The 24,268-nt window shown below is 61.8% G+C and carries 26 protein-coding genes, 1 other RNA gene and 1 riboswitch; of the genes, 19 read left to right on the top strand and 8 right to left on the bottom strand.

Annotation, left to right across the window (positions count from 1 at the left end; all coding sequences use genetic code 11):
• The first annotated feature begins 16 nt into the window (after positions 1-16).
• Genes FHS89_RS08470 through FHS89_RS08455 form a run of 4 tightly spaced genes read left to right on the top strand, consistent with a single transcriptional unit; the run spans position 17 to position 2,497 of the window.
• A complete protein-coding gene (locus FHS89_RS08470) occupies positions 17-442 on the top strand; it encodes a VOC family protein (RefSeq protein WP_184010582.1) in 426 nt (141 codons plus the stop codon).
• The gene (locus FHS89_RS08465; RefSeq protein WP_184010580.1) at positions 436-1,134 is read left to right on the top strand and encodes a DUF1194 domain-containing protein; all 699 of its coding nucleotides are present in this window, start codon (positions 436-438) and stop codon (positions 1,132-1,134) included. Before FHS89_RS08470 ends, FHS89_RS08465 begins: the two co-directional genes overlap by 7 nt.
• Positions 1,131-1,799 carry a DUF1194 domain-containing protein gene (locus FHS89_RS08460; protein ID WP_184010578.1) on the top strand — a complete coding sequence of 223 codons (669 nt, stop codon included), beginning with the start codon at positions 1,131-1,133 and terminating at the stop codon, positions 1,797-1,799. Before FHS89_RS08465 ends, FHS89_RS08460 begins: the two co-directional genes overlap by 4 nt.
• Complete coding sequence (locus tag FHS89_RS08455; protein ID WP_184010576.1) at positions 1,796-2,497, top strand: DUF1194 domain-containing protein; 702 nt, start codon at positions 1,796-1,798, stop codon at positions 2,495-2,497. Before FHS89_RS08460 ends, FHS89_RS08455 begins: the two co-directional genes overlap by 4 nt.
• On the opposite strand, the gene FHS89_RS08450 is transcribed toward FHS89_RS08455, so the two are convergent.
• Positions 2,472-3,491 carry an extracellular solute-binding protein gene (locus FHS89_RS08450; RefSeq protein ID WP_184010574.1) on the bottom strand — a complete coding sequence of 340 codons (1,020 nt, stop codon included), beginning with the start codon at positions 3,489-3,491 and terminating at the stop codon, positions 2,472-2,474. The genes FHS89_RS08455 and FHS89_RS08450 overlap by 26 nt on opposite strands.
• A gap of 117 nt (positions 3,492-3,608) precedes the next feature.
• Here FHS89_RS08450 and ssrA point away from each other — a divergent pair.
• From ssrA to FHS89_RS08425, 5 genes are all read left to right on the top strand, one after another.
• Positions 3,609-3,966, top strand: a transfer-messenger RNA (tmRNA) gene (gene ssrA, locus FHS89_RS08445).
• A 90-nt stretch (positions 3,967-4,056) separates the two neighbouring features.
• Positions 4,057-4,527, top strand: a complete 471-nt coding sequence (locus tag FHS89_RS08440) for an SspB family protein (RefSeq protein ID WP_184010572.1) — start codon at positions 4,057-4,059, stop codon at positions 4,525-4,527.
• Between the two features lie 93 nt (positions 4,528-4,620).
• The gene (fumC, locus tag FHS89_RS08435) at positions 4,621-6,012 is read left to right on the top strand and encodes a class II fumarate hydratase (RefSeq protein WP_184010570.1); all 1,392 of its coding nucleotides are present in this window, start codon (positions 4,621-4,623) and stop codon (positions 6,010-6,012) included.
• A 125-nt stretch (positions 6,013-6,137) separates the two neighbouring features.
• Positions 6,138-6,314, top strand: a complete 177-nt coding sequence (locus FHS89_RS08430; RefSeq protein WP_184010568.1) for a DUF4169 family protein — start codon at positions 6,138-6,140, stop codon at positions 6,312-6,314.
• A gap of 1 nt (position 6,315) precedes the next feature.
• On the top strand, positions 6,316-6,543 hold the full coding sequence (locus tag FHS89_RS08425; RefSeq protein ID WP_184010566.1) for a ribbon-helix-helix domain-containing protein: 228 nt from the start codon (positions 6,316-6,318) through the stop codon (positions 6,541-6,543).
• Here FHS89_RS08425 and FHS89_RS08420 read toward each other — a convergent pair.
• From FHS89_RS08420 to FHS89_RS08410, 3 genes are read right to left on the bottom strand one after another with little or no spacing between them, the layout of a single operon-like run.
• Positions 6,516-7,853: a cytochrome P450 gene (locus FHS89_RS08420; protein WP_184010564.1), complete on the bottom strand. Its 1,338-nt coding sequence runs from the start codon at positions 7,851-7,853 to the stop codon at positions 6,516-6,518. The genes FHS89_RS08425 and FHS89_RS08420 overlap by 28 nt on opposite strands.
• The gene (locus FHS89_RS08415) at positions 7,850-9,070 is read right to left on the bottom strand and encodes a hypothetical protein (protein ID WP_221229328.1); all 1,221 of its coding nucleotides are present in this window, start codon (positions 9,068-9,070) and stop codon (positions 7,850-7,852) included. Before FHS89_RS08415 ends, FHS89_RS08420 begins: the two co-directional genes overlap by 4 nt.
• A gap of 45 nt (positions 9,071-9,115) precedes the next feature.
• A complete protein-coding gene (locus FHS89_RS08410) occupies positions 9,116-9,874 on the bottom strand; it encodes a cytochrome c biogenesis CcdA family protein (protein ID WP_184010562.1) in 759 nt (252 codons plus the stop codon).
• A 104-nt stretch (positions 9,875-9,978) separates the two neighbouring features.
• Between FHS89_RS08410 and FHS89_RS08405 the strand changes: the two genes are divergently transcribed.
• Positions 9,979-10,203 carry a sulfurtransferase TusA family protein gene (locus tag FHS89_RS08405; RefSeq protein WP_184010560.1) on the top strand — a complete coding sequence of 75 codons (225 nt, stop codon included), beginning with the start codon at positions 9,979-9,981 and terminating at the stop codon, positions 10,201-10,203.
• Positions 10,204-10,251: 48 nt separating this feature from the next.
• Here the strand turns inward: FHS89_RS08405 and FHS89_RS08400 are convergent, their stop codons facing one another.
• Complete coding sequence (locus FHS89_RS08400) at positions 10,252-10,509, bottom strand: BolA family protein (RefSeq protein ID WP_184010558.1); 258 nt, start codon at positions 10,507-10,509, stop codon at positions 10,252-10,254.
• Between the two features lie 104 nt (positions 10,510-10,613).
• Here FHS89_RS08400 and FHS89_RS08395 point away from each other — a divergent pair, with 104 nt between their 5' ends.
• Positions 10,614-11,279, top strand: coding sequence for a J domain-containing protein (locus FHS89_RS08395; RefSeq protein ID WP_184010556.1), 666 nt, complete (start codon positions 10,614-10,616; stop codon positions 11,277-11,279).
• Here FHS89_RS08395 and FHS89_RS08390 read toward each other — a convergent pair.
• Positions 11,266-11,859, bottom strand: a complete 594-nt coding sequence (locus FHS89_RS08390; RefSeq protein ID WP_184010554.1) for a TetR/AcrR family transcriptional regulator — start codon at positions 11,857-11,859, stop codon at positions 11,266-11,268. The two genes, FHS89_RS08395 and FHS89_RS08390, sit on opposite strands and share 14 nt — an antisense overlap.
• A 93-nt stretch (positions 11,860-11,952) precedes the next feature.
• Between FHS89_RS08390 and FHS89_RS08385 the strand changes: the two genes are divergently transcribed.
• The 5 genes from FHS89_RS08385 to cobT all read left to right on the top strand — a co-directional run bounded on the left by FHS89_RS08385 (position 11,953) and on the right by cobT (position 17,404).
• Positions 11,953-12,333, top strand: coding sequence for a hypothetical protein (locus FHS89_RS08385; protein ID WP_184010552.1), 381 nt, complete (start codon positions 11,953-11,955; stop codon positions 12,331-12,333).
• 174 nt (positions 12,334-12,507) lie between these two features.
• Entirely contained in the window at positions 12,508-13,494 is a 987-nt protein-coding gene (gene cobS, locus FHS89_RS08380; RefSeq protein ID WP_184010550.1) for a cobaltochelatase subunit CobS, read from the top strand.
• A 34-nt stretch (positions 13,495-13,528) separates the two neighbouring features.
• Positions 13,529-14,191 carry a hypothetical protein gene (locus tag FHS89_RS08375; protein WP_184010548.1) on the top strand — a complete coding sequence of 221 codons (663 nt, stop codon included), beginning with the start codon at positions 13,529-13,531 and terminating at the stop codon, positions 14,189-14,191.
• A gap of 413 nt (positions 14,192-14,604) precedes the next feature.
• A complete protein-coding gene (locus tag FHS89_RS08370) occupies positions 14,605-15,369 on the top strand; it encodes a hypothetical protein (RefSeq protein ID WP_184010546.1) in 765 nt (254 codons plus the stop codon).
• Between the two features lie 160 nt (positions 15,370-15,529).
• Positions 15,530-17,404: a cobaltochelatase subunit CobT gene (gene cobT / locus FHS89_RS08365; protein WP_184010634.1), complete on the top strand. Its 1,875-nt coding sequence runs from the start codon at positions 15,530-15,532 to the stop codon at positions 17,402-17,404.
• A 350-nt stretch (positions 17,405-17,754) separates the two neighbouring features.
• On the opposite strand, the gene recQ is transcribed toward cobT, so the two are convergent.
• Entirely contained in the window at positions 17,755-19,809 is a 2,055-nt protein-coding gene (gene recQ, locus FHS89_RS08360) for a DNA helicase RecQ (RefSeq protein WP_184010544.1), read from the bottom strand.
• A 121-nt stretch (positions 19,810-19,930) separates the two neighbouring features.
• Here recQ and FHS89_RS08355 point away from each other — a divergent pair, with 121 nt between their 5' ends.
• Both FHS89_RS08355 and FHS89_RS08350 read left to right on the top strand, forming a co-directional pair.
• Entirely contained in the window at positions 19,931-20,710 is a 780-nt protein-coding gene (locus tag FHS89_RS08355) for a mechanosensitive ion channel family protein (protein WP_246413679.1), read from the top strand.
• Between the two features lie 3 nt (positions 20,711-20,713).
• The gene (locus FHS89_RS08350) at positions 20,714-21,427 is read left to right on the top strand and encodes a haloacid dehalogenase type II (RefSeq protein ID WP_184010539.1); all 714 of its coding nucleotides are present in this window, start codon (positions 20,714-20,716) and stop codon (positions 21,425-21,427) included.
• 170 nt (positions 21,428-21,597) lie between these two features.
• Here the strand turns inward: FHS89_RS08350 and FHS89_RS08345 are convergent, their stop codons facing one another.
• A complete protein-coding gene (locus FHS89_RS08345) occupies positions 21,598-22,827 on the bottom strand; it encodes a class I SAM-dependent RNA methyltransferase (protein WP_184010537.1) in 1,230 nt (409 codons plus the stop codon).
• 106 nt (positions 22,828-22,933) lie between these two features.
• Positions 22,934-23,019: riboswitch (glycine riboswitch) on the top strand.
• A 130-nt stretch (positions 23,020-23,149) separates the two neighbouring features.
• Here FHS89_RS08345 and gcvT point away from each other — a divergent pair.
• Entirely contained in the window at positions 23,150-24,256 is a 1,107-nt protein-coding gene (gene gcvT, locus FHS89_RS08340; protein ID WP_184010535.1) for a glycine cleavage system aminomethyltransferase GcvT, read from the top strand.
• The last annotated feature ends 12 nt before the right edge of the window (positions 24,257-24,268 follow it).

Genomic DNA, 24,268 nt, shown 5'->3' with positions numbered 1-24,268 from the left:
CAAAGAAGGACGCTCAATGCTGACCTATCTGCACACCATGGTTCGTGTGAAAGACATCGACGAAAGCAAACGCTTTTATCGCGATCTTTTGGGCTTGGAGGAGACCAAGCGGATCGACAATGAAAAGGGCAAATTCACCCTCGTGTTCCTTTCTCCGCCCGGTCAGGACAATGCCGCTGTTGAACTGACCTATAACTGGGGCAGTGAGGAGGACTATACGGGCGGGCGCAATTTCGGGCATCTCGCCTATCGCGTCGGCAATATCTACGACATGTGCCAAAAGATGATGGATGCGGGCGTGACCATCAACCGCCCGCCGCGTGACGGGCATATGGCGTTTGTCCGCTCGCCCGATGGGATTTCCATCGAGCTTCTGCAAGAAGGCGATCACCTGCCCCCGCAGGAGCCATGGGCCTCCATGCCCAACACGGGCGAATGGTAAGGGCTTGGGTCAAAGGCGCGTGTGCGCTTGTGCTGGCTGGGGTGGTCACGATCACCCCAGCGCTCGCCCAGTGTCGTCTGGCGTTGGCGCTGGCACTGGATATCTCCAGTTCCGTCGATGAGCGGGAATACTTCCTCCAGCAGGAGGGGCTGGCCCGCGCGCTTGAGGACGAGGGCGTGCGCGGGGCCTTCCTGCCCGGCATGATGGAGCCGGTGGCGCTGTCGATCTATGAATGGTCCGGCTCCCGGCAACAGACGCTGATCCAGCCATGGATTCTGATCGACAGTTTCGACAAGCTCGATCAGGTGGCCGAGCGTATCCGCCGCCATCCCCGATCCGCCGGAACCCAGCCCACCGCCATCGGCAACGCGCTGTTGTTCGGCTATGCGCTGTTGAACGAATCCCCCAATTGCACCGAATGGACCATCGACCTGTCGGGCGATGGCATCAACAATGACGGCATGGCCCCCGCACGCGCCTATCAGGAGCGGGACTGGACGGGCATCACCGTCAACGCATTGGCGATCGGGCGGGAGCGCCAGATGGAGACCTATTACAGCCGCAACGTGATCCGCGGCTTTGGCGCATTTGTCGAACATGCCGAACAGTTCGAGGATTTCGGTGACGTGATGGAGCGCAAACTGATCCGCGAATTGCTGCCCGACATGATGCTCGGCGCGTTGAGCGAGTGAGGCTGGCGCTTGCCTTTCTGATCCTGCTGCTGCCCGCGCAGGCCATCGCGCAATGCCGCGTGGCGCTGGTGTTGGCGCTTGATGTCTCTCAATCCGTGGATGGGCGCGAATACCGGTTGCAGATGGACGGGATCATCTCTGCGTTGACCGACCCGGAGGTGCTGGACCTGCTCACCCTTCCCGGTGCGCCCGCCGCCATCAGCGTGTTTGAATGGTCCGGCCCGCAGGAGCGGTTTCGAATTCTCGACTGGACGATGCTGACGGACCATGCGGCGGTGGCGCGTGTGGTGGCGCGGCTCAGCACCCATGAGCGCGGGTTCAGTTTTGGCCCGACAGCACTCGGCAGTGCGTTGGAAGCGGCCCATGCGCAGGCCATGTTGGCACCAGCCTGTGGGCGGGTGGTGGTCGATATCTCCGGTGACGGCTTGCCCAATGCGGGCCCGCGCGTGGAGGATGTGAACGCGCGGCTTGATTGGGGGGACACGATCATCAACGGGCTGATTGTGGGTGGCGACACCAGCCCGGAAATCACCGCATTCTATATCGCGGACGTGATCCGTGGCCCCGGCGCCTTTACCGAAGTGGCGAGCGATTACACCGATTATGCGCGCGCAATGCGGCGCAAACTCCTGCGGGAATTGGCGATACAGGTGGTCTTGCGATGAAACAGCTTATCCCGCTTTGCCTTGCCGCCCTGCCCCTGACCGCACAGGCGCAGGAGCCGCCCTGCCGGTTGGCGCTCGCGATGGCGCTTGATATCTCAAGCTCGGTCAATGAATGGGAATATGACATCCAGCTTCTGGGACTGGTGGAGGCGCTGCGCGATCCTGAAATTCAGGAGATGATCCTCGCCATTCCCGGCACGCAGGTGCAGGCGATGGTCTATGAATGGTCCGGCTATGTGCAGCAGGATCTGATCGTGGGCTGGACCCGCCTTTCAACGGTGGAGGAGATCGACGCCTTCGCCGACCGGCTCAGCCAGCATTGGCGTATCTATAGCGACTTTCCGACAGCGATTGGCAAGGCGCTGGAAAAGGCGATTGACGAATTTGACCGGCTGCCGGTGTCTTGCGCCTATTCGGTAGTGGATATTTCAGGCGACGGGGTTGGCAATGATGGCCCGCCCGCGCGGGACATGTGGCCCGCACTCGCCGCACGCGGGATCACCGTGAACGCGCTGGTGATCGCGGGGGCCGAGCCTGACCCGGTGGCGCATTATCGTGAGAATGTCATCACCGGACCCGGCGCGTTTCTGATAGAGGCGCGCAACGGGTTTGAGGATTATCCGGCGCTGATCCGGGGCAAGCTGCTGCGCGAGCTTGCCCCGCAAATCATCCTCAGCTCCCCTGCGGACCATCGTTGAACTGCACTTCATCCACCAATTGCCGCGCGGCACGCTGCGCATTGGAAATCTGCTGGATGGAGATGCTGTCCGGCACGAAATTGACCGGCATTCCATAGATTTGCGCCGAGCCTAGATCGCTGTTGATCGGAAATTCATGGAGTTCCCGGTTGTAGATACCCTGCGCGATTTCACCGACCTGAAATTCCATGAACCGCCGCGCCGCATCTACGTTATCCGCCGTTGTCAGCATCGCCATGCCTGACAGGTTCACATGGGTGCCATCGTTGGGGAAGGATGGGAACACAAGCTGTATCTGCTCCGCCCATTCGCGCTGGCGCAGATTGCTGTGCGCCAGACCGTAATAATAGGAGTTGCCAATCGCGATGGAGCAGATGCCATCCGCCACGGCCTTCATCTGTGCCCGGTCATTGCCCTGCGGGACGCGGGCAAGGTTTTCACGCATCCCGATGAGCCAATCCCGCGCGGCCTCCCGTCCGTAATGCACGATATAGGCCGCGATCAAGTCGATATTGTAGGCGTGTTTGCCCGACCGGATGCAGATCTGGCCCGCAAACCGCGGCGTCGCGAGATCGTCATAGGTGATCCGCGAACGATCATTCGAGCGTTGCGTGCGGATATAGAGGTTTCGCGTGCGCAGCGTCACGCCATACCAGTGGTTATCTTCCTGACGAAACCGCGCTGGCACACGCGCATCAAGCGCGGGGCTGGTGATGGGCTGGGTCAGCCCGGCGCGATAGGCCTCATCGAGGTTACCGATCGAGGCAGTGATGTAGATATCGGCCTCCGACTGGTCATCTTCGTCAAGCAGGCGGTCGAGCACGTCCTCCTTGAAGGTGCGCAATTGCACATTGATGCCCGTCTCCTGCTGGAAGGCTTGCAGGATCGGCACCAGTCCCCGCACTGTCCTGTCCGTGTAGACCGTCACGGTCTGCGCAGTTGCCCCGGCGCCCAGCAGCATCGCTGCCATCGCCCATGCCAATACCGTTCTCATGTGAGTCTCCCCGTTGATTTTAGAAAAGACGGTAAAGAACGATTGCAATATGTAAATTCGTTTCAACCGAAAACGTGGCGTCGGATTGCATTTTACAATCTGGGCGTGTGGAAGCGTGGTGTTGAAGTGGCTCGCGCGATCTCCTATATCTCGATTGTTCTCTTTCGGGGGGACTATGGCAATAAACGCGCGCGTAATAAGCGGATCGGACCCGGGGGCGGTACCCGGCGGCTCCACCAACACATCCTGTCATTTGCAGGGGCTTGGGGCCGAAACAGGATAGACGGACGTCTAAAGGTGTTAGCTTTTGCTCGGCAGGATGCCACCGTTATCGGCTCGAATTGTACAGTTGCAAATGACAACAGTGCTCCGGTTGCAGTCGCTGCGTAAGCAGTGCCGAATACCGAAACTTAAGTCCTAGGGCCTAGCAGCCTTAGGCGGGGTTCGCAGGCACCTGGCAACAGAAGCCTGCACTTACACCCTCCGCGCAAAATCTTGGGAATCGGGTTCACCCCCGGCTCGAATCGTTTATGGTCAGGTCAGGCAGACCAAAGGGCCCGACCGCATGAGCAAGATTGACTATGGACGCCTGATGCATGACGCGCTGCGCCAATTGATGGCGTCGGTGCTGGAACGGGTCGCGGCAGACGGGTTGCCGGGAGATCACCATTTCTACATCACATTCGACACTGGACACCCGGATGTCGAAATTGCCGATTGGCTGATGGAACGCTATCCCGAGGAAATGACCATCGTCATTCAAAACTGGTTTGATAACCTCACGGTGAAACCCGATCATTTCACCATCACCCTGAATTTCGGCAATAATCCCGAACCGTTGGTGATCCCCTTCGATGCGGTCAAAACCTTTGTCGATCCGTCGGTGGAATTCGGCCTGCGCTTTGATCCCTCTGATGACGAGCTGGAAGAGGAGTTCTACGACGATGAACTGGACCTGCCGGACGATGACGCCAAACCTGCCAAGCCTGAAGGCAGCGCCGAGGTCGTGAGCCTCGACACGTTCCGCAAATCCTAGCCGGGGCATCGCGCCGCATACATCGGTATACACTTGGAAAACCGGTCGCATCGGCGCTATAGGTTGCGCAACTCAACGCATGAGGAGCGACCCATGGCCCAGACCCGCACCGAAACCGACAGCTTCGGCCCTCTCGAAGTCCCCGCTGACAAGTATTGGGGCGCGCAAACCCAGCGCAGCCTGATGAACTTCCCCATCGGCTGGGAAAAGCAGCCCGTGGCGCTGGTCCGTGGGCTTGGCGTGATCAAAAAGGCCGCGGCCCTCACCAACCGGGATCTTGGCAACCTGGAGCCGGAGCTTGCGGATGCCATCGCGGCTGCCGCGACGGAAGTGATCGAAGGCAAACTTGATGACAACTTCCCCCTGGTCGTGTGGCAAACCGGCTCCGGCACCCAGTCGAATATGAACGCCAATGAGGTGATCGCGAACCGCGCGATTGAAATGCTGGGCGGCACGATCGGCTCCAAGACACCAGTGCATCCGAACGACCACGTCAATCGCTCGCAATCCTCGAATGACACCTTCCCCACGGCCATGCACATCGCCGCCGCGATGACCGCGCGTGACGTGTTGATCCCCGGTCTTGAGACGCTGCACGCTGCCCTCGCGGCGAAGGCGGAGGCGTTCCAGGACATCATCAAGATCGGCCGCACCCACACGCAGGACGCAACACCGCTGACCCTTGGTCAGGAATTTGGCGGCTATGCGTATCAGGTGGAGCAGGGCATCAAACGCGTCAAAGCCGCCCTGCCGAACATCTACGCGCTGGCACAGGGTGGCACCGCCGTCGGCACCGGGCTGAACACCAAGCCGGGCTTTGCCGAAAAGGTCGCCGCCCATATGGCAGAAATCACCGGCCTGCCCTTCGTCACGGCCCCGAACAAATTCGAAGCCCTCGCCGCCCATGACGCGGTCGTGGAAATGTCGGGTGCGCTGAAAACCGTCGCCGCATCCCTCTACAAGATCGCTTGCGACATTCGGATGCTCGGCTCCGGCCCGCGCTGCGGCCTTGGCGAATTGATCCTGCCGGAGAATGAGCCGGGCTCGTCCATCATGCCGGGCAAGGTGAACCCGACACAGGTGGAGGCGCTCACGCAGGTCTGCGCGCATGTCATGGGCAATGACGCGGCCATCGGCTTTGCGGGCTCGCAGGGCCATTTTGAGCTGAATGTCATGAAGCCGATGATGATCTACAACCTCCTGCAATCCATGCAGCTTCTGGGCGATGCCTCCACTTGCTTTACGCAAAACTGCGTCGTTGGCATTCAGGCCGATGAGGACCGGATCAGCAAACTGATGTGGGAAAGCCTGATGCTGGTGACAGCCCTCGCCCCCGAGATTGGCTATGACAACGCGACAAAGGTCGCGAAAACCGCGCATAAAAACAAAACCACCCTGAAGGAAGAGGCGATCAATCTTGGTTTCGTCGATGCCGAAACCTTCGACCGTGTCGTCCAGCCCAAGGATATGCTTGGCCCGAAATAACACTGGCCATCTACTGAACCGGGCGGGGCCATGCGCACCCGCCCGTTTTCTTTTTTCTCTAAATACCTCCCGCCGGAGGCACCCTTCCGCTTCCCCATGCGCGCGGCCCGATCTACACTCGGCGCATGGCCAAGCTCATCAATCTGCGCACTGCCCGAAAACAACGCGCCCGCGCGGCGGCGCGCGACGCGGCGGATGTGTCCTCGGCAAAACACGGGGAGGCGAAGTCCGCGAAAACCCTGCGCCGCGATGAGGCCGCCCGTGTGGCCAAACTCCACGACCAGCACAAGCGTGAGCGCTAGGATGCGACCCGAAAAGCATTCGGTCACGCTCAATGGCCACCGCACGTCAATCTCTCTTGAGCCGGAATTCTGGGTGGCCTTTCGCCAGATCGCCAAGGCGCAAAACATCCCGATCAATGCGCTTGTCTCACAGATCGACACTGCCCGGGATGCTGACACCGGGCTGGCCTCCGCCATTCGTGTGTTCGTGTTGAAAGAGCTTCAGGCGCGCGGCGCTAGCGCGACGTAAATCCCGTCTCTCGCGCGCAGGGTCAGATGCGCCACCGGCTCCGGCGGCTGTTCGTCGAGGGTATCAAGCCGGAACCGCCGCAGGATCAGCACGAGCGTCAGCACTCCCTCCATCATCGCAAAACCCGCCCCCGGGCAGGCGCGTGGCCCCGCGCTGAACGGATAATAGGCCCCGCGCCGCGCGCTGTCCTGTGCGTCATCCTGCCAGCGATCCGGATCAAACCGGTCGGGATGCTGCCAGATGCGCCGATGCCGGTGCGCATGCCATGGCGACAGGATCACCATGGCACCACGCGGCACAGCCCGCCCGCGCCACCGCGTCGCCCGCGCTGTTTGGCGCAGCATCATCGGCACGGGAGGGTAGAGGCGCAACACCTCGCGAAACACATCCCGCAAAAACGGCGCGGCCCGCAAATCACGCATCTCTATCCGCGGGGGCAGGGCCAAGGCTTCCGCCGCCGCGCGCGCCTGCACCTCCGGGTGGGCCGCCAGAAGCCAGATGGCCCATGCCAGCGCCGAGGCGCTCGTTTCATGGCCTGCGAGGAAGAAAATGGCGATCTGATCGACCATCTCCGCCGGGGTGAAACAGCGCCCCTCTACCGGGTCGGGCGTGCTCATCAAACGTGTCGCCAGATCGTCGGGTGCGCGACCCTCCGCAATCTCCGCTGCGCGGGTGGTGACCATCTCATGGATCAGGGCGCGGATTTTTGCGGCCTCCGCGGCCCCCCTTGGGCGCGGTCGGGGCATCCAGCGCGGTGCGCGCACCAGATCCAGCGGAGACAACAGCGGCTGCGCGCGCTGATAGGCGCGAAACGCCTCGAAGACGGCCTGCGCCTGCGCGTCCTCAATCGGGCGGGAGAACAGCGTACGAAACATTGCATCCGCCGTCAGATGCGACATCGGGCGCTCCATCTCCCCGCTGTCGAGCCGCGCCACCGTCGCCTCCGCCGCGCCGCGCATCGGCTCAAACAGCGCGGCAAGCCCTGCCCCCTGAAAAGCCGGATCGATGATCCGCCGCGCCCGCGCCCAATCCGGCCCGTTCGACACAAAAACCGAATTACCCAAAAGCGGCCCAAGGGCGGAGCGCAGCAAATCATGCTTGGGCATCTCATCTGCGGGCGCGTTCAGCACATCGCGCAACAGACCCGGCTCATTGACGAGGAAAGAGCGGAAGAACGGCGTCCGCTGCTCTGCCATCCACGCGTCGTAAAGGCTGTCAGGTTGAGAGGCGAACACATCCCCGCGAAACCGCCGCAGACGCTCCAACACGCCTGCCGATTTAGGGCGGCTCTCGGGCTTTGGCGGGATCACTCCATATCCCGGTGCGGGGACATCACGTCCCACACCGCCCCCGCACTTGACCCCCGCCAGCCGAAACGTTCTCGCAGGGTCATCGGCCCGGCGGTAATGGCAAAATAATCGTAATCCTGCACCCGCTCAAAGGCACGCAGATATTGCACATGCTTGGTGAAAAACCGGCCTTTCAGCTCCTGATGCTGCCGCTCCGACAGCGCACGCGAAAATTTCGCTGACACGACAATCGGCCAGCGTTTGACATCCTTACCAGGGCTGGCACCGCTCACATCCACCGGATCGGCAAGCGCGAAACAGGCGCCATCGGACGGCGCGCTGATGTCGATCCAACACAGATCAGGCCGTAGGCTCGCACGCTGCAAATCACCGCGCAAATCCCGCGCCGTGGGCAGGAAACTGACCATCGGGATCACCTGCCCCAGCGTGAGCAGCGCAAGCTCCGGGCCATTCTGCGGTCGCGTCACCCGCGCGGCCAGATGCACCGCGATCTGCGCCCCGCTTGAATGACCAACGATCAGCACCTCATCGACATCACTGGCCAGCGCCGCCTCGATCCGAGTTTGGAATGACGCGACCCGTTCAGCCACGTCCCGCGGCATCCGCCCCCCTTCGGAGGCGGCATAGGCATAGTCACTCATCAGGTAATAAACATAGAGCTTGCCATCCTTGCGCCGCAAAAACAGCATCAGCGCGCAAAACACCGCGATCCCGAACGGTCCGGCCAGCAGCCATGACAACCCGAACAGCACCAGTCCCTCCGCCAGACCCCAGCCGATCATGCCACAGACGACAAGGTACAGCGTCAGGATCACAGCGGGATAAAGCGCGATCAGCATCGGGATATAGCGCAGCCGGATCAGCGCGATCAGCGCCCCGGACGAGAGATAAAGCCACAGGGTCCGCGCCAATTGCGCATAGGAGCGGGGGATGGAGACATTCATCGCCCCTTTCACGATATCGGCCCATTCCAGAAAGGCGATATCGGCCTCCGTCTCGACCCCATCCATACTGGCCCGTGCCGTCCAGCCATATGGCCCTTTACCGGGACGCCCCTCCACGGTCAGCGCATAGCCTGCCCATTCGGCCTGCTGGCGGCCCTGCTTGCGGTAGAGTTCACGATAGCGCCGCGCGCCCAGCGGATCAAAGCCGGGCACGAAAAACACCTTCCGGCGGCGCACCACCGGGGCAGAGGATAGGGGCGTATCATCGTCCATACGCCTCTTTAATCGGGTGAATTTGGTAAAGAAATGGCGAAGGTGTCAGCCGATCACAGCCAGCGCCGGAAAGGCCTCAAGCAGCCAGAACGAAAAGTCCGAAAACGCGCCCGTCAGCATCATCAGACCAATGGTGTAGAGCATCAGCCCCATCAGCTTTTCCACCATACCCATATGCTGCTTGAACCGGTTCATCATTCGCGAAAACGGCCCGATGAAGAACGCAGCCAATATGAACGGAATACCAAGCCCAGCGGCATAAACGGCGAGCAGCGCTGTCCCCTGCCCCACCGAATCGCCCTGTGCGGCCAGCGACAGGATCATGCCAAGGATCGGCCCGATGCAGGGCGTCCAGCCAAAGGCAAAGGCAAGACCCAGCACATAAGCCCCCACCGCGCTGCCGCCGCTTTTCGCCTCAAACCGTGCTTCGCGGTACAAGAGGCCAATGCGCAGGATGCCCAGAAAATGCAGGCCAAACACCATCACGACGACACCGGCCACTTTCGCAAAAATGTCCTGATATTGCAGGATAGAGCGGCCAAAGGCGCTCGCCGCCGTGCCCATCAGCAGGAACACGGTCGATAGACCCATCACGAAAAACAGAGCCGACAGAGTCGCCTTCCGCCGCATCGCGGCATCATTGCGGGCGGTCATCTCATCCATGGATGCCCCGGCCATATACGCAAGATAGGGTGGCACGATGGGCAACACGCAAGGGCTGAGAAAGGACATGATGCCTGCGGCCAGCGCGATCAACATCGCGAGCCCTAGGGACGCATCCAGAAATGCCTCTGCACCAAACATCACACTCCTCCTCCCCCTGTCCTAATGCCTCCCGCGCGCGGCGTCACCTCCCGCCCGATCACATCCGCGTGGACATATCGGCGCAACGGGGCTACCGATTTCGGATGATCGAGATTGATGCGATAGGCCTGATCTGCCCTCTTCCGGTCCTGAAACTGGAAAAGGCCTTGCGCCGCATGGCACCGGGGGAGGTGTTGCGGATCACGACGACCGATCCCGTCGCGGTGATCGACATCCCCCATGCCGTCGCGGATCAGGGCCACGCGCTCCTCACCACGGAAGAGACGGAAGGCACCCATATCTGGACCATCCGCAAGGGCGCGCGCTAATCCGCTTTCACTTTCCCCAAAATATCCCCGCCGGAGGCAAGAAATCTCTTAGGCCCCGACATCCAGCGCCAGCGCATGGATCGGACCGGCCATTTCCTCCTTGAGCGCGGCATAGATCGCGCGCTGCTGGGCCACGCGGGATTTCCCGGCGAACTCTGCTGCGCGAATCGTCACCCGGAAATGGGATTGCCCCCCTTCAGGCGCACCAGCATGGCCCGCATGCAGATGGCTTTCATCCACCACCTCAAGGGCCGTGGGTGCAAACGCGTCCTTCAACTTCAACTCTATCTGCTCTGCCACGCGCATATCGCACCTTTTCCTTTTTTCGCGGTTAGGGATTTCCCTCCCCGCCATATGGTTTAAGATTATGGCCCCTACCCAACTGCCAGCAGCTAAGGTGTATCTCTCACATGGCCAAACCTGATCCCTTTGGATTTAACATCTCCGCCGCGGCGGACAAGAAGAAGCGCGCGCGCAAGCGCGGCATGAGCGGGGCTGTCCACAGCTCGACCAAGGTTTGCGACCATCCCGAGTGCCAGGAGCCGGGCCAATTCCGCGCGCCCCGTTCCCCCGACAATGTCGAGGATTTCTACTGGTTCTGCAAAACCCATATCCGCGAATACAACACCCGTTGGAATTACTTCCGCGACCATTCACCCGACGAGCTGGAAGAGCAGATGAGCCGGGACAAGCTCTGGGACCGGCCCACATGGTCGATGAAGGGCGCCGATACGGCGAATGGGGCCACCGGCCATCCCGAGGGGCGCGCGTGGCAGCGCTTCGGCTTTGATGATCCGCATGAGGCGTTGGGAGAGAACGCGACGATCAACCGGGGCCGGGCAGCAGGGGACCCGGCCAAACCGCGCCGCCGCCTCCCACCCGAGGACCGCCGCGCGCTCAACGTCATGGGCGCGGAGGATCACCTCACCAAATCGGAACTGCGCAAGGTCTACAAAAGCCTCGTGAAAGACCTTCATCCCGATATGAATGGTGGTCGCCGGGACGATGAGGAAAAGCTCGCGGAGGTCGTTCAGGCTTGGGAACACCTGCGGCAAAGCCGGTTCATCCCGGAATAGGCGCTGTTCCGTAGAGCCGAAACCACTGACGGGTCGCATGTGCGGCCCGTTTTTCATGGTCTTGGCGCTGGCCCGCGCCCAGAAGGTGCACGATCTGCTGATCGCCCTTGAGCAAGCCCAGAAAATCCTCCACCGCCTGTTTTGGATCATCCAGAATGACGGTCCCTTCCTCAACGGCGCGCCCCAGATGGGCGGCGAGCAGGGGCAGGGATTTGCCACGCCCGGTTTCTACAAGGAGCCGCCCAAGGCTCGGGTCGCGGCCCACATCCGCAATGGCCACCCGGTTGAGCGCCAGCGCCCCCTCGCCCAATTGCAGATCAAGCAGTGCCGTGCCGAACCGTGCCATGACCTCGGCAAGTGGTCCCTCGGCTGACAGGGCGGCATCCACCTGCCCGGCATTGCGGCGGATCAGCGCCTCAAACAGCCCCTGCCGATTGCCGAACCATGCATAGAGCGTCTCTTTCGACGCGTTTGCGCGGCGCGCGATGGCAACCATGCTTGCCCCTTTCCAGCCTTCTTCCACGAGGATGGCCATTGCCGCATCGAGGATTTCATCCGCCCGTTTCTCTTTATCGGTCATTCAAAGACTCCTGTTGACAGAAACCGTACCGATGGGTACGGATAAAGGCAAGCCGTACCCATCGGTACGGCACTATTGAAAAGGAATCCTCCGATGCCCCTCACCCGTTCTCTTGTTCCGCCGGCCCTGATCGTGATCACGGCCCTTCATGGGATCATGCTTGCCGCACTTTTGTTCGACATTGATCCGCATCCGCCCCGCGCCATCGCTCTGTTTGCCATGGCGCCCTTTCTTGCGGTGGTGATCGGGATTGCCCTTGCCGCGCTGCGGCAGGTCAGCCATGAGGCTGCGGGCGCCCGGGGCTTGAGCCTTGCGGCCGCATTGCTCACCTTGTTGAGCTTTGGCCCTCAAAAATTCCTCGACCCTGCCTTGCCGGAGATCTGGCCTGCCGTCCTGTCGGGGCAAGCCTGCACGCTGGCGATTGTCGCGACCCTGATCGCGTCGCGGCGGCTGACCGCACAGACGATGGGCTGATAGCAGCCCTGCCCCTCATCCCAATTATGCCCGATCTGACCTCAACGCCCGTGCCACGCTGGTCAGATCGGCAAATCCAACGACCCACACTCGCCCTTGCACGCCACCAGCATATATACCAGAAAGGCGCCCGATACGGGACAGCCCGGAGCGGCAGCGATAGGAGTGATGGCAATGGCGGATGGCGCAATGGAAATGGCGGATAAGCCGACGAAAGATGTATCCGTCCGTGAGGCGTTCGGCATCGACAGCGACATGATCGTCAAAGGGTTCGAGCAGGGCTCGGACCGTGTGCCGGACCTCGACAGCACCTATCAGTTCGACCGCGACACGACGCTCGCGATCCTCGCCGGGTTCATGCACAACCGCCGCGTGATGATCCAAGGCTATCACGGCACCGGGAAATCCACGCATATCGAACAGGTTGCCAGCCGCCTGAACTGGCCCTGCGTGCGCGTCAACCTCGACAGCCATATCTCCCGGATCGACCTGATCGGGAAGGACGCGATCAAGCTGCAAGACGGCGCGCAGGTCACCGAATTTCAGGAAGGCATCCTGCCATGGGCGCTGCGCAACCCGGTTGCGATCGTGTTCGACGAATACGACGCGGGCCGCCCCGATGTGATGTTCGTTATCCAGCGTGTGCTTGAGAAAGACGGGAAGCTGACGCTTCTCGATCAGAATCAGGTGATCCACCCGCACCCCTATTTCCGCCTCTTCGCGACGGCCAACACTGTTGGCCTTGGCGATACGACCGGGCTTTATCACGGGACGCAGCAGATCAACCAGGGCCAGATGGACCGCTGGAGCCTTGTCGCGACGCTGAACTACCTGCCCCATGCGGCAGAGACCGCCATCATCGCGGCCAAAAACCCGACCTATGATGATGCCGCGGGCAAACAGACGCTGAGCCGGATGGTGACGGTCGCGGATCTGACGCGCACGGCGTTCATGCAAGGCGACATCTCCACCGTGATGAGCCCCCGGACGGTGCTTGCGTGGGCAGAGAATGCGCGCATCTTCGGCGATGTGGGCTTCGCGTTCCGCCTGACATTCCTCAACAAATGCGACGAGTTGGAGCGGCAAACGGTCGCCGAATTCTACCAGCGCTGCTTTGACGAAGAACTGCCGGAGAGTGCTGCGAGTGTGAGCTTGGGCTAACTCGGCTCTTCCATGCCCTATGAGAGGTCTCTCCATGCGCGTAATTGCCTTAGCACTGACCCTCGCCCTGCTGCCTCTGGCTGCGGTGTCGCAGGATGATCTAACGCGCGCAGAGCAGATTTCATTGGGGCAGGCCGCCGTCACGCAAGAGGAACGACAGGCATTTGTCAGCGCGTGCCGGGCGTGGCAAGACACGCTTGAAACCGTCCAGATCGGCGATGGAGCGCGATCGGTCATCACGCTCGATCAGCCCCTGTTTGTCCAACTTTTCACCATTCTCGACGCAGGCGGCACGATGGAAGTTGTCCCGGATGGTGACTTACCAAATGGTGGTATTTCTGAACTCGATATGTGCGATCCGGCCGTCTTGGTCTATCCGGAGGGAACACTGCGTGGGGGGGGAAGGTCGCTCGCCGCTGTGTTTGCAACCCGGTTTAGACCGGATCGGGATCTTGCGACGCATTATCCGACTGCTTATCCCGTTATCCAAAGCCGCAATGCGGAAATCCAGTTGCCCAGCGGCCAATACATCCTTGTCCCTCACCAAGCACCGGTGAATGATATTCTCAGGGCGATAAACCAGTTGGGGCCGGGCACGGTACGAAGCCTTTACGAGCTTGATCGCGCTGACCGCAGCGCACCGATCCTATTTTTCCGAAATCATTTCTTTGTCAAATGGCTCGGTGATCCACAATGACCCACTCCGACAACCTAGCTGATCCGTTCAAATAGGCGCTTGCCAACAACCCGGGTTTGTCGGTCAGCTATTCCGAAGGGCATGTCCAATGACGCCGCCCCCCATTCGCAGGTCACCCGCGGCAAGTTTGCGCGACGACACAAGATAGGGCCGCGCAAGTCGTGCGTGGTGGACGCATTCTGTGTCAGGCCAGCACGGGCCAGCCAGCGCGTGATGTAGCCGTCAATCCACTTAAGGTTGCATTTCAAGGAAGCCTTTCCGCCCGCACACAACCTTAAAATGTATTCACATACTACTAGGCGGAATTTGTTGGACATGTATACATGGATAGACAACCCTACAGCACAGTAGCAGAGGCGCCCCCGCCCCTGCCCCTCAAATCCCCCTTTTGAGGAATCGTAGGAGTGCCACCCATGGGTAAGGCCAAAGGACGTAAGGACGATCTCCCCGCAATCGACAACGCTCAGGACAATTTCGCGAATGGAAACGCGCGCAATGCCCCGAACGACAACGCGCAAAAAGGTCTCGACAACGCGTTGGAAAACAACCCCTTCAGCCAAGGGACGGTGATTGATTTCGACAGCGGAACTTGGACGACCAGCTACGAGTACGACTATTACTACTATCAGTATATCTACGGCACCTATACCGAAGATGGATATACCATGGATATGTATACCGGCGTTGATAACTATTATTACTACTATAATAACGGTGACCTTGGCGTACCTATTCACGACAGTAATGGTGATGGCGACAACGAAATGGGTGTGAACTACTCGAGCCCGACGGATGACCCTTATTACTATAACTACACATACGAATACACGAGCGCCACAATCCGTGCTGATGACGGTCAAAATATCGACCTTGAAGAGGTTGAAATTATCTTCAACGACGACGGCGTTGAAACTTACTATTCATATGATCTGGTTCAGATCATCTCGTTTGGTGGCGACAACAACTCAAATACATACGATTATGACTTGTTCTACACATATGGTGACGGCACCTACTATGTGCAGAATTATTCGTATGACTACTCAACAGGCGCCTATGATTACACCAACACGACCACCACCGACGAGGATGAAGCCATCGCGGCTTTGGGCGAAGGTGAGTATTACACGGTCTACCTCTATGGTGATGGTGCGATTGACGATATGGTTTTTGCCTGATCACAACGGGCTCAAAAACAGGATGGTAAAGGGCCGGTTTTCCGGCCCTTTCGCTTTTTCGAGCCGCCAATCGCACTAATCTACTGGCAGAGGCGTTGACCTTGTTGGTATGAGCACGTTGATTACCCGCGCGACCCAAAACGCAACATCCGAGGGCAGTATGGCGAACCAATCCGATAATCCGGCAGATCCGTTCAAGAAAGCACTTGCGGATGCCACGCGGACGCTCGCCAACAACCCGGACCTTTCGGTCAGCTATTCCGTTGATCCGCCGGGCATGTCAAATGACGCGGCGCGCCTTCCGCAGGTGACCCGCCGCATGACCCGCGATGAGGTGTTGCAGGCGCGGGGTGCGGCGGATGCCATCGCACTGCGCGAACGCTTCCACAACCCCGCGACCCATGCCCGCTATACCCCGCAGGGCGACATGGCCCGCACGCTTTACGAAGCGATGGAAACCGCGCGCTGCGAATCCGTTGGTATGCGCGCGATGCCGGGCTGTGCCACCAATATCGACGCCAAGATTGATCAGGAAGCGACCCGCAAGGGCTTTGCCGACATCACAGAGGCCGCGCAGGCCCCACTTGCCGATGCGGCAGGGTATATGGTGCGCCAATTGGCCACCGGGCGGGATTTGCCGAAAGGTGCGCAAAACGTGCTCGACCTGTGGCGCGGGTTCCTTGAGGGACAAGCGGGCGAAAGTTTCGAGAGTATCGACGATGTGTTGGCCGATCAGACGGCCTTCGCCAAATTCGCCCGTCAGGTGATCGACGATCTCGGCTATGGGGAGGAGTTGGGCGACGACCCGGATGAGGCCGAGGAGGCGGACGAGGATGCCGCCGCCGATGAACCCGATGAAAACCCCGACAGCGATGGCGGCGACGAACAGGACGACGACAGCGAACAGGACGAACAATCCGACGATCAGGGAGAGGAGGATCAGGACGCCGCGCAGGCGATGATGTCCTCTGAGGACTCCGAGGACGCGGAGATGGGCGAGGAAGCAGAGGATTTCGACGGGGAGCCGCCTGCCGATCTGCCCCCGCCCCCCATTTCCGACGCCGATCCAGATTACAAGGTGTTCACCACCGAGCATGACGAGGAAATCCTCGCAACCGAATTGGCCAGCCCCGATGAACTGGACCGGTTGCGCGCCTATCTCGACCAGCAACTAGACCCGCTGAAAGGCGCCGTGAGCCGCCTTGCCAACCGCCTGCAACGCAGGCTTCAGGCTCAGCAAAACCGGTCATGGCTGTTTGATCTGGAGGAAGGCACGCTTGATGCAGGGCGGCTCGCCCGTGTGGTGGCCAATCCGACGACGCCGCTGTCGTTCAAGCAGGAGAAAGACACTGAGTTTCGGGACACTGTGGTGACCTTGTTGATCGACAATTCAGGCTCGATGCGCGGGCGTCCGATCTCCATCGCGGCGATCTGTGCGGATGTTCTGGCCCGGACGCTGGAACGCTGTCAGGTGAAGGTTGAGATCCTCGGCTTTACGACCAAAGCATGGAAGGGCGGCCTGTCACGGGAGGAATGGCTGAAAGCTGGGCGCGCACCGGCACCGGGCCGCCTCAACGATCTGCGCCACATCATCTACAAACAGGCGGACGCCCCATGGCGGCGCGCGCGGCCCAATCTCGGGCTGATGATGAAAGAGGGTCTGCTGAAGGAAAATATTGACGGCGAGGCGCTCGAATGGGCGCAACGCCGCCTGATGGCCCGGCCCGAGGCGCGGCGCATCCTCATGGTGATCTCCGATGGCGCGCCGGTGGATGACAGCACGCTGAGCGCAAACCCCGCGAGCTTTCTTGAAAAACATCTGCGGGATGTGATCACGATGATCGAAAAACGCCGCGCTGTGGAATTGTTGGCAATCGGGATCGGCCATGACGTGACGCGCTATTACGATCGGGCAGTGACGATCACGGATGTGGAACAACTCGCCGGGGCGATGACTGAACAATTGGCCGCGCTGTTCGAGTCCGATCCCCGCCTGCGCGCCCGCAACGAACGCCAACGTGCGCTCTCTCGCTAAGGGAGCCCTCCCGCCCGTCGCCGCCATATCAAAGATATGTCGCCTCCCGTTGGGCCGAGCCGGTGCTGGCGCACCGGTAAGAGATTTATGCCTCCGGCGGGGTATATTTGAAGAAAGTGAATTGGACTTGGTTGGGCAAGAGCAGCCCCCGCGATTCGGCCGTGGGTCAAGGTCCGAGGAACGAGCGGCCTTGACGCACGGGCGAATCGTGACACCCACAATCGAACGGGTGATTTGAGGAACAGACCTGTACCTCAAACACCTCAGCGCAATCTTAAACCGGCGCGCAGCGCCGGCCCGGCCCAAACAGAGATGGCTCATCTTTGATGAGGCAGCGACTTGCGGGAGCGCTACCGGTCGGCGTCGATCGCCTCAAGAAAGGCGTGACCAAACCGCTCCACCCGCGCCTTATCCATCCCCTTGATCCGCTCAAGCGCGGCATAGCTGTCGGGCCGTGCCTCTGCGATCCGGGCGAGTGTTGCGGGCGTCAGAGACAGGAGTTTATCCGTCCCCGTCACCCCATATTGCAATTCGCGCGCAAGGGTTTCCAACTGATCATAGAGCGCGCCGCCCCCGGTCGTTGCGAGTCTGGCTCGCGCCGGGTGGGGCGGCTCGACGGGTGCACCATTGAGCACCTCAAGGAAAATCCGCCCGAATTTCTCCAGCTTCTTTGCGCCCACGCCCGACACCTGCGCCATCTCGTCGAGCGATTTTGGCCGGACGCGGATCATCTCCACCAATGTCCGGTCGGGGAAGATCACATAAGCCGGGGCCTTTGCCGCTTCGGCCAATTCGCGGCGCTTGGCTTTGAGCGCGGACATCAGCGGCGCGTCCTCGTCGGCCACCTCCACCGGCACGGCCCGTCGCTCAACCCGCCGCTGCACCGAATCCTTGCGCAGCGTCAGCCGCTCTTCGCCGCGCAGCACCGGCCGCGCGCGCGCCAAAAGCCGCAGTGCGTTGTACCGTTCCGGGTCGTGCCGCACCAGATCAAGCGCCATCATCTGGCGAAAGATCGTCTGCCATTGCCCCTTGTCATATTCCTGTCCGATGCCAAATGTCGTCACCCGATCATGGCCCGCCGCCGTGACCTTGGCGGTTTTCACCCCGCGCAGCACGTCAATCAGATGCCCCACGCCATATCGCTCCTCCGTGCGGTAGATGGTGGAAAGCGCCTTGCGCACCGCCTCTGTCGCATCGAATTGTTCGGGCGTGTCATGGCACAGATCGCAATTGCCGCAAGGCGGCTCAAAGGTTTCACCGAAATAGGCAAGCAGCGTCTTGCGGCGGCATTCGGGGGCTTCGGCCAATGCCAAGAGATCGTTCAGCCGCGCATGATCCGCCTGTTTCCGGTCCGGCGGGGCAAGCCCCTCCTCGATCTGCGCGCGGCGGATGCGGATATCGTCAGGGCCAAACAGGGTCAGCGTTTCTGCTGGATCCCCATCGCGGCCCGCGCGGCCAATCTCCTGATAATAGGCCTCGATGCTTTTCGGCAGATCGGCATGAAGGACATAGCGGATATCGGGTTTGTCCACGCCCATGCCAAAGGCGATCGTGGCGCACACAACCAGACCATCCTCTATCTGGAAGCGCTGCTCGGCCTCCCGCCTTGCATCCGGCTCCATCCCGGCATGATAGTGCAGCGCACTGATCCCTTCGGCCCGCAGCGCCTGCGCCAGCACCTCCGTCTTGTTCCGCGATCCGGCATAGATGATGCCAGACCGGCCCTTGCGCGCGCGGGCAAACGCCAAAAGCTGATCGCGCGGCTTGTTCTTGGGCTGAAAGGCCAGTGTCAGGTTCGGTCGGTCAAAGCCCTGCACGAACACAGTCGGCGTGCGTGTTCCAAACAGCCGCGCGGCAATCTCATCGCGCGTATCCGCATCTGCCGTGGCCGTAAAAGCCGCGATCTGCACGTCGCGCAGCGCGTCGCGCAATTCCCCGATCCGCAGGTAATCAGGGCGGAAATCATGGCCCCATTGGCTGACGCAATGCGCCTCATCCACCGCAATGAGGCTGACACCGGCGCGGCGTAGAAGCCGCTCTGTCCCCGCGGTCGCCAGCCGCTCCGGCGCGAGATAAAGGAGCTTCAGGGTGCCTGCATCCAGCGCGGCAAACACCTCCTCCGTCTCCTCCTCGGTATTGGCGGATGTGAGCGCGCCTGCGGCCACTCCAGCGGTGCGCAGCGCGCGGACCTGATCCCGCATCAACGCAATGAGCGGAGAGATCACGACCGTCAGCCCCTCCCGCGCCAGCGCGGGCAACTGATAGCACAGGGACTTCCCGGCCCCCGTCGGCAGGATCGCAAGCACGTCCTCCCCCCGCGCGACGGCCTCCACCACCTCGCCCTGACCGGGGCGGAACGCGTCAAAGCCAAAGACATCGCGCAGAATGGGGGAAAGCTCACTCATGCGCCCTGCAATAGCGGCCCGCGCCGGGATGTGAAAGCGGCAATCGCGGCCCTCGCCCCTTGTCTCACACGGCACCCATGCTAAACCCATGCCCGACATTTCGGATGAGAGGGGAGCACTCATGCACTGGGCATTGGAACTGGCCGCGAATGTGGCCGTCGCGGGCGCGATCATCATTGGCGCGCTGTTTCTGTCGGGCCTCGTGGCCAAGCAGATCCGCCGCGCCGCCGACCGGTACGAGCAACTCGATGACACGCTGTTTGGCTTTTTCGCGAGCCTCGCGCGCTATGCGATCCTGACGATTGCGGGGATTTTTGTCCTCGGCCAGTTTGGCATTCAGACCACATCGCTTGTCGCCCTGATCGGTGCCGCCGGTCTGGCGATCGGTCTGGCGTTGCAGGGCACATTGTCCAATCTTGCGGCGGGCGTGATGCTGCTGATTTTTCGCCCGTTCAAACTTGGGGACTACATCAATGCGGGCGGGCAGTCGGGGACGGTGAAGTCCATCGACCTTTTCACGACCGAACTGTCCACGCCCGACAACGTGCAAATCATCGTGCCAAATGGCGATATCTGGTCGGGGGCCATCACCAATTATTCCGCCTATGACACGCGCCGCGTCGATCTCGTGTTCGGTGTGTCCTATGGCAGCGATCTGCAAGCGGCAGAGGCGATCTTGCGCGCGCAAATTGATGCCGATGAGCGGATCCACACCACGCCCGCGCCCTTTGTGCAGGTGACCAATCTGGGCGACAGCTCGGTTGATTTCACGCTGCGCCTGTGGTGCGATTCCGGGGATTACTGGGCGATCAAATTCGACCTGACCCGCAATGTGAAAGAGGCGTTCGACGCCGGCGGGATCGAAATCCCCTTCCCCACGCAAACCGTGATCAAGGCCTGATCCATGCCGATCCGCGCCTGCATCTTTGATGTGTTCGGCAGCCTTGTCGATTGGCGCGGGTCGGTGGCACGCCATGTCGCGGGAGTGGCCGCGCGCAAGGGCGTGACGCTCGATGCCATCGCCGTGGCGACCGACTGGCGTGCCGAATATCAGCCCGGCATGGCGCGGGTACGGGACGGCGCGCGCGGCTATGTGCCGCTTGAGGTGCTGCATCTGGAAAACTTCGACCGGGTGCTGGACCAGCATGGGCTCTCCGGCGCGTTCGATGCCACGGATCGGATCACGCTCAATCAGGCATGGGAGCGGCTCGACCCATGGGCGGACGTGCCCGAAGGGCTCGCCATGGTGCGCGCGCAGCGCCTCGTCGCCCCCTGCTCCAACGGCTCCATCGCGATGATGACCCGGCTCGCGCGGCATGGCGGCTTGGTGTGGGATGCGATTGTCGGGGCAGACATCGCCCGCGACTATAAGCCCAAGCCAGAGGTCTATCACGCCTCCGCCCGCGCGCTGGGACTGGCCCCGTCAGAGGTGATGATGATCGCGGCGCATAATGACGATCTGGCGGCCGCACGCGATGCGGGCCTTTCCACCGGTTTCTTCCCTCGCCCGACAGAGCATGGCCCCGATCAGTCAACCGACCTGACGGCAGAGCAGGATTGGGACGTGGTGGCACACGACCTCAAGGATTTGGCGCAGCGTTTGACCGACCGCACCTGACCGGACCGGAGCAGGTCCAGCGGTCGCCCGAGGGGGTCGCCGACACGGCAGTGCCGCGCGGTTTATGGTGCACCACCGCGAAACGGTTCTATGGAAGGCTCACGTCGTAAAGCGGCCGCCTGGGGGCGGGCGACCGCTGGACCGGCGGCTTCGCCTTGAGTCCGGTCCAATTACTCCCGCACAAGCGCGCTCGCGATCTCCACATGCGGGGACCAGCGGAACTGGTCCACCACCTGCACCCAGTCCAGCCGATACCCGGCCCCGCGCAGCATCGCCATATCCCGCGCAAACGTCACCGGATTGCACGAAATCATCGCAAGCCGCGCGGGCCCGGCCTCTGCCAATGGTCCCATCTGCGCCTGCGCTCCTGCGCGCGGCGGGTCGATCACGGCAGCGTCCCAGCCCTTGAACTCCCCTGCCAAGAGCGGTCGCCGAAATAGATCGCGCGCCTCTGTCGTCACACGTTTCAGCCCCGGGGTCGCGCGCCATGCGGTATCGAGCGCGGTCAGCATCGTCGCATCACTTTCCACCGCATGAACCTCCGCCCGCTTGGCCAAGGGCAGCGTGAAGGTGCCCACACCGCTGAACAGGTCCAGCACCCGCCCCGCATCCGCCACGGCCTCCAACGCGGCGGCGGTCAGGGCTTCCTGCCCCTCTGCCGTGGCCTGCAAGAACGCGCCCGGCGGCGGCACCACCGATGCCGCTCCAAGCCGCAAGGCAGGCGGGCGCAGCGTCGCCAACACATCGCCATTCCATGTCAACCGGCTCAGCCCGAACCGGTGCGCCAACGCGACCAATTCCGCGAGCATCTGCCCCTCCACCGGTTTTGCCTCCGTGACAGAGACGTCTGGCCCCTCGTCGGTGTCGGTCACGGTGAATTTCACCTCGCCCTTGCGCGACCCGCCAGTCATCACCAGCGCCTCCAGCGCGGGCAACACCGCGCGCAGGCCCGGCGTGATGACGGCGCAATCCGGCACCTCCACGATCAGCGCATCGCCGCGCGCGTGAAAGCCGATCTGCGCGGCCTTCTTCGTCCGCCGTCCCGAAAACGTGGCCCGCCGCCGCGATCCGGGCGGGGAGATCGCCTGTGGCCGGAACGGAGCCTCGATCCCATGGGCGGCCAGCGCGCGGCGCACCGCGTCCTCTTTCCAATCCGCGACCAAACTGTCGCTCGCATGTTGCAGCGCGCAGCCACCACAGCGCCCGAAATGGGTGCACGGCGCGCTGACGCGCTCGGCCACCGGCTCCAGAATGCGCACCCGGCCCACGGGCTTGCCATTGGTGATGTCGGCAGCAACTCGTTCGCCCGGCAGGGTCAGCGGCAGGTAAATGTCGCCGCCCTCGGTCTGCGCAATCCCGTCGCCGGACAGGCCCAATCGTGTGATCTTGAATTCTTCCATACCGCGCGGGATAGCGCGGGTTGCGGGCTTTGACCATAGGCAGGGTGTTTGGCACGGATACGACGCAAACTTCGCTTGCCGCGACTCATCCGCCGCGCTATGAGGCTTCCACCTGCTGGGAGAACTGGTTTACCCAGTGCCGAAGGAGCAACCGCCCCGGAAACTCTCAGGCCAAAGGACCGGCAGGACCGTTAACGATGCTGGAGAGTGGCGCCCGATACCGCGCCCGCCGAAGGGATAACGATCTCAGGCGAAAGGACAGCAGGGGCATCGCAGGCGTCTATGCGCCTAATTGTGATGCGACGGTCCAAAGGGGTTTTTCATGGCCACCGATCTGAAAACAACACCGCTTCATGCGCTGCATCTGCGCCTTGGGGCCAAGATGGTGCCTTTCGCGGGCTATGACATGCCGGTGCAATACCCGATGGGCGTGATGGGCGAGCATAACCATTGCCGCACTAAGGCGGGGCTTTTTGACGTGAGCCATATGGGTCAGGTGCGCATCACTGGTTCGAATGTGGCAGCAAGGCTTGAGGCGCTGATGCCCGTCGATGTCGCGGGCCTGCCGGAGGGTCGGCAACGCTACGGGCTTTTGACCAATGACGCGGGCGGGATCATGGATGATCTGATGTTCGCCAATCGCGGCGATCACTGGTTCGTCGTGGTGAACGCGGCGTGCAAGGAGGCCGATATCGCCCATCTGCGCGCCAACCTGCCCGATTGTGACGTGACCGAGCTGGACCGCGCCCTCCTCGCCCTGCAAGGCCCCACGGCAGAGGCCGCGATGATCGACGCAGGTATCGACGTGGCCGCGATGCGCTTCATGGATATCGCGGATTTCGACGCGTTCGGCGGGCTGACGATCAGCCGCTCGGGCTATACGGGCGAGGACGGGTTCGAGATTTCCGTGGCCCCCGATCAGGCGGAGGCGTTGGCAGAGGCGCTGCTCGCGCAGGAGGCCGTCGCGCCCATTGGTCTTGGCGCACGGGACAGCCTGCGGCTTGAGGCGGGGCTGTGCCTTTACGGCAATGATATCGACACTGGAACGACACCGGTCGAGGCCGGGTTGACCTGGGCGATGGGCAAGGCGCGGCGCGCGGGTGGCGCGCGCGAAGGGGGCTTTCCCGGTGCCGCAACAATCCTGAACCAGATCGCGCATGGCGCGGATCGCCGCCGCGTGGGCCTTGCCCCCGAAGGGCGCGCGCCGATGCGGGCGGGCACTGCGCTGCACGCCGCTCCCGATGGCCCACAGATCGGCACGATTACCTCTGGCGGCTTTGGCCCGACGGTCGGCGCGCCCGTGTCGATGGGCTATGTGCCGACCTCCCATGCTGCCGAAGGCACCGCGCTTTATGCGGCCTTGCGCGGCAAATTTCTGCCCGTCAAAGTGGCTTCACTTCCCTTCACCAAACCCGGTTTCAAGCGTTAAGGACCGACACCA

Origin of the sequence: Rubricella aquisinus (assembly GCF_014199445.1) — a bacterium.
GTDB lineage: Bacteria > Pseudomonadota > Alphaproteobacteria > Rhodobacterales > Rhodobacteraceae > Rubricella > Rubricella aquisinus.
The sequence above is the reverse complement of the archived record's forward strand: the minus strand, read 5'-3'. Positions and strand labels throughout refer to the sequence as shown.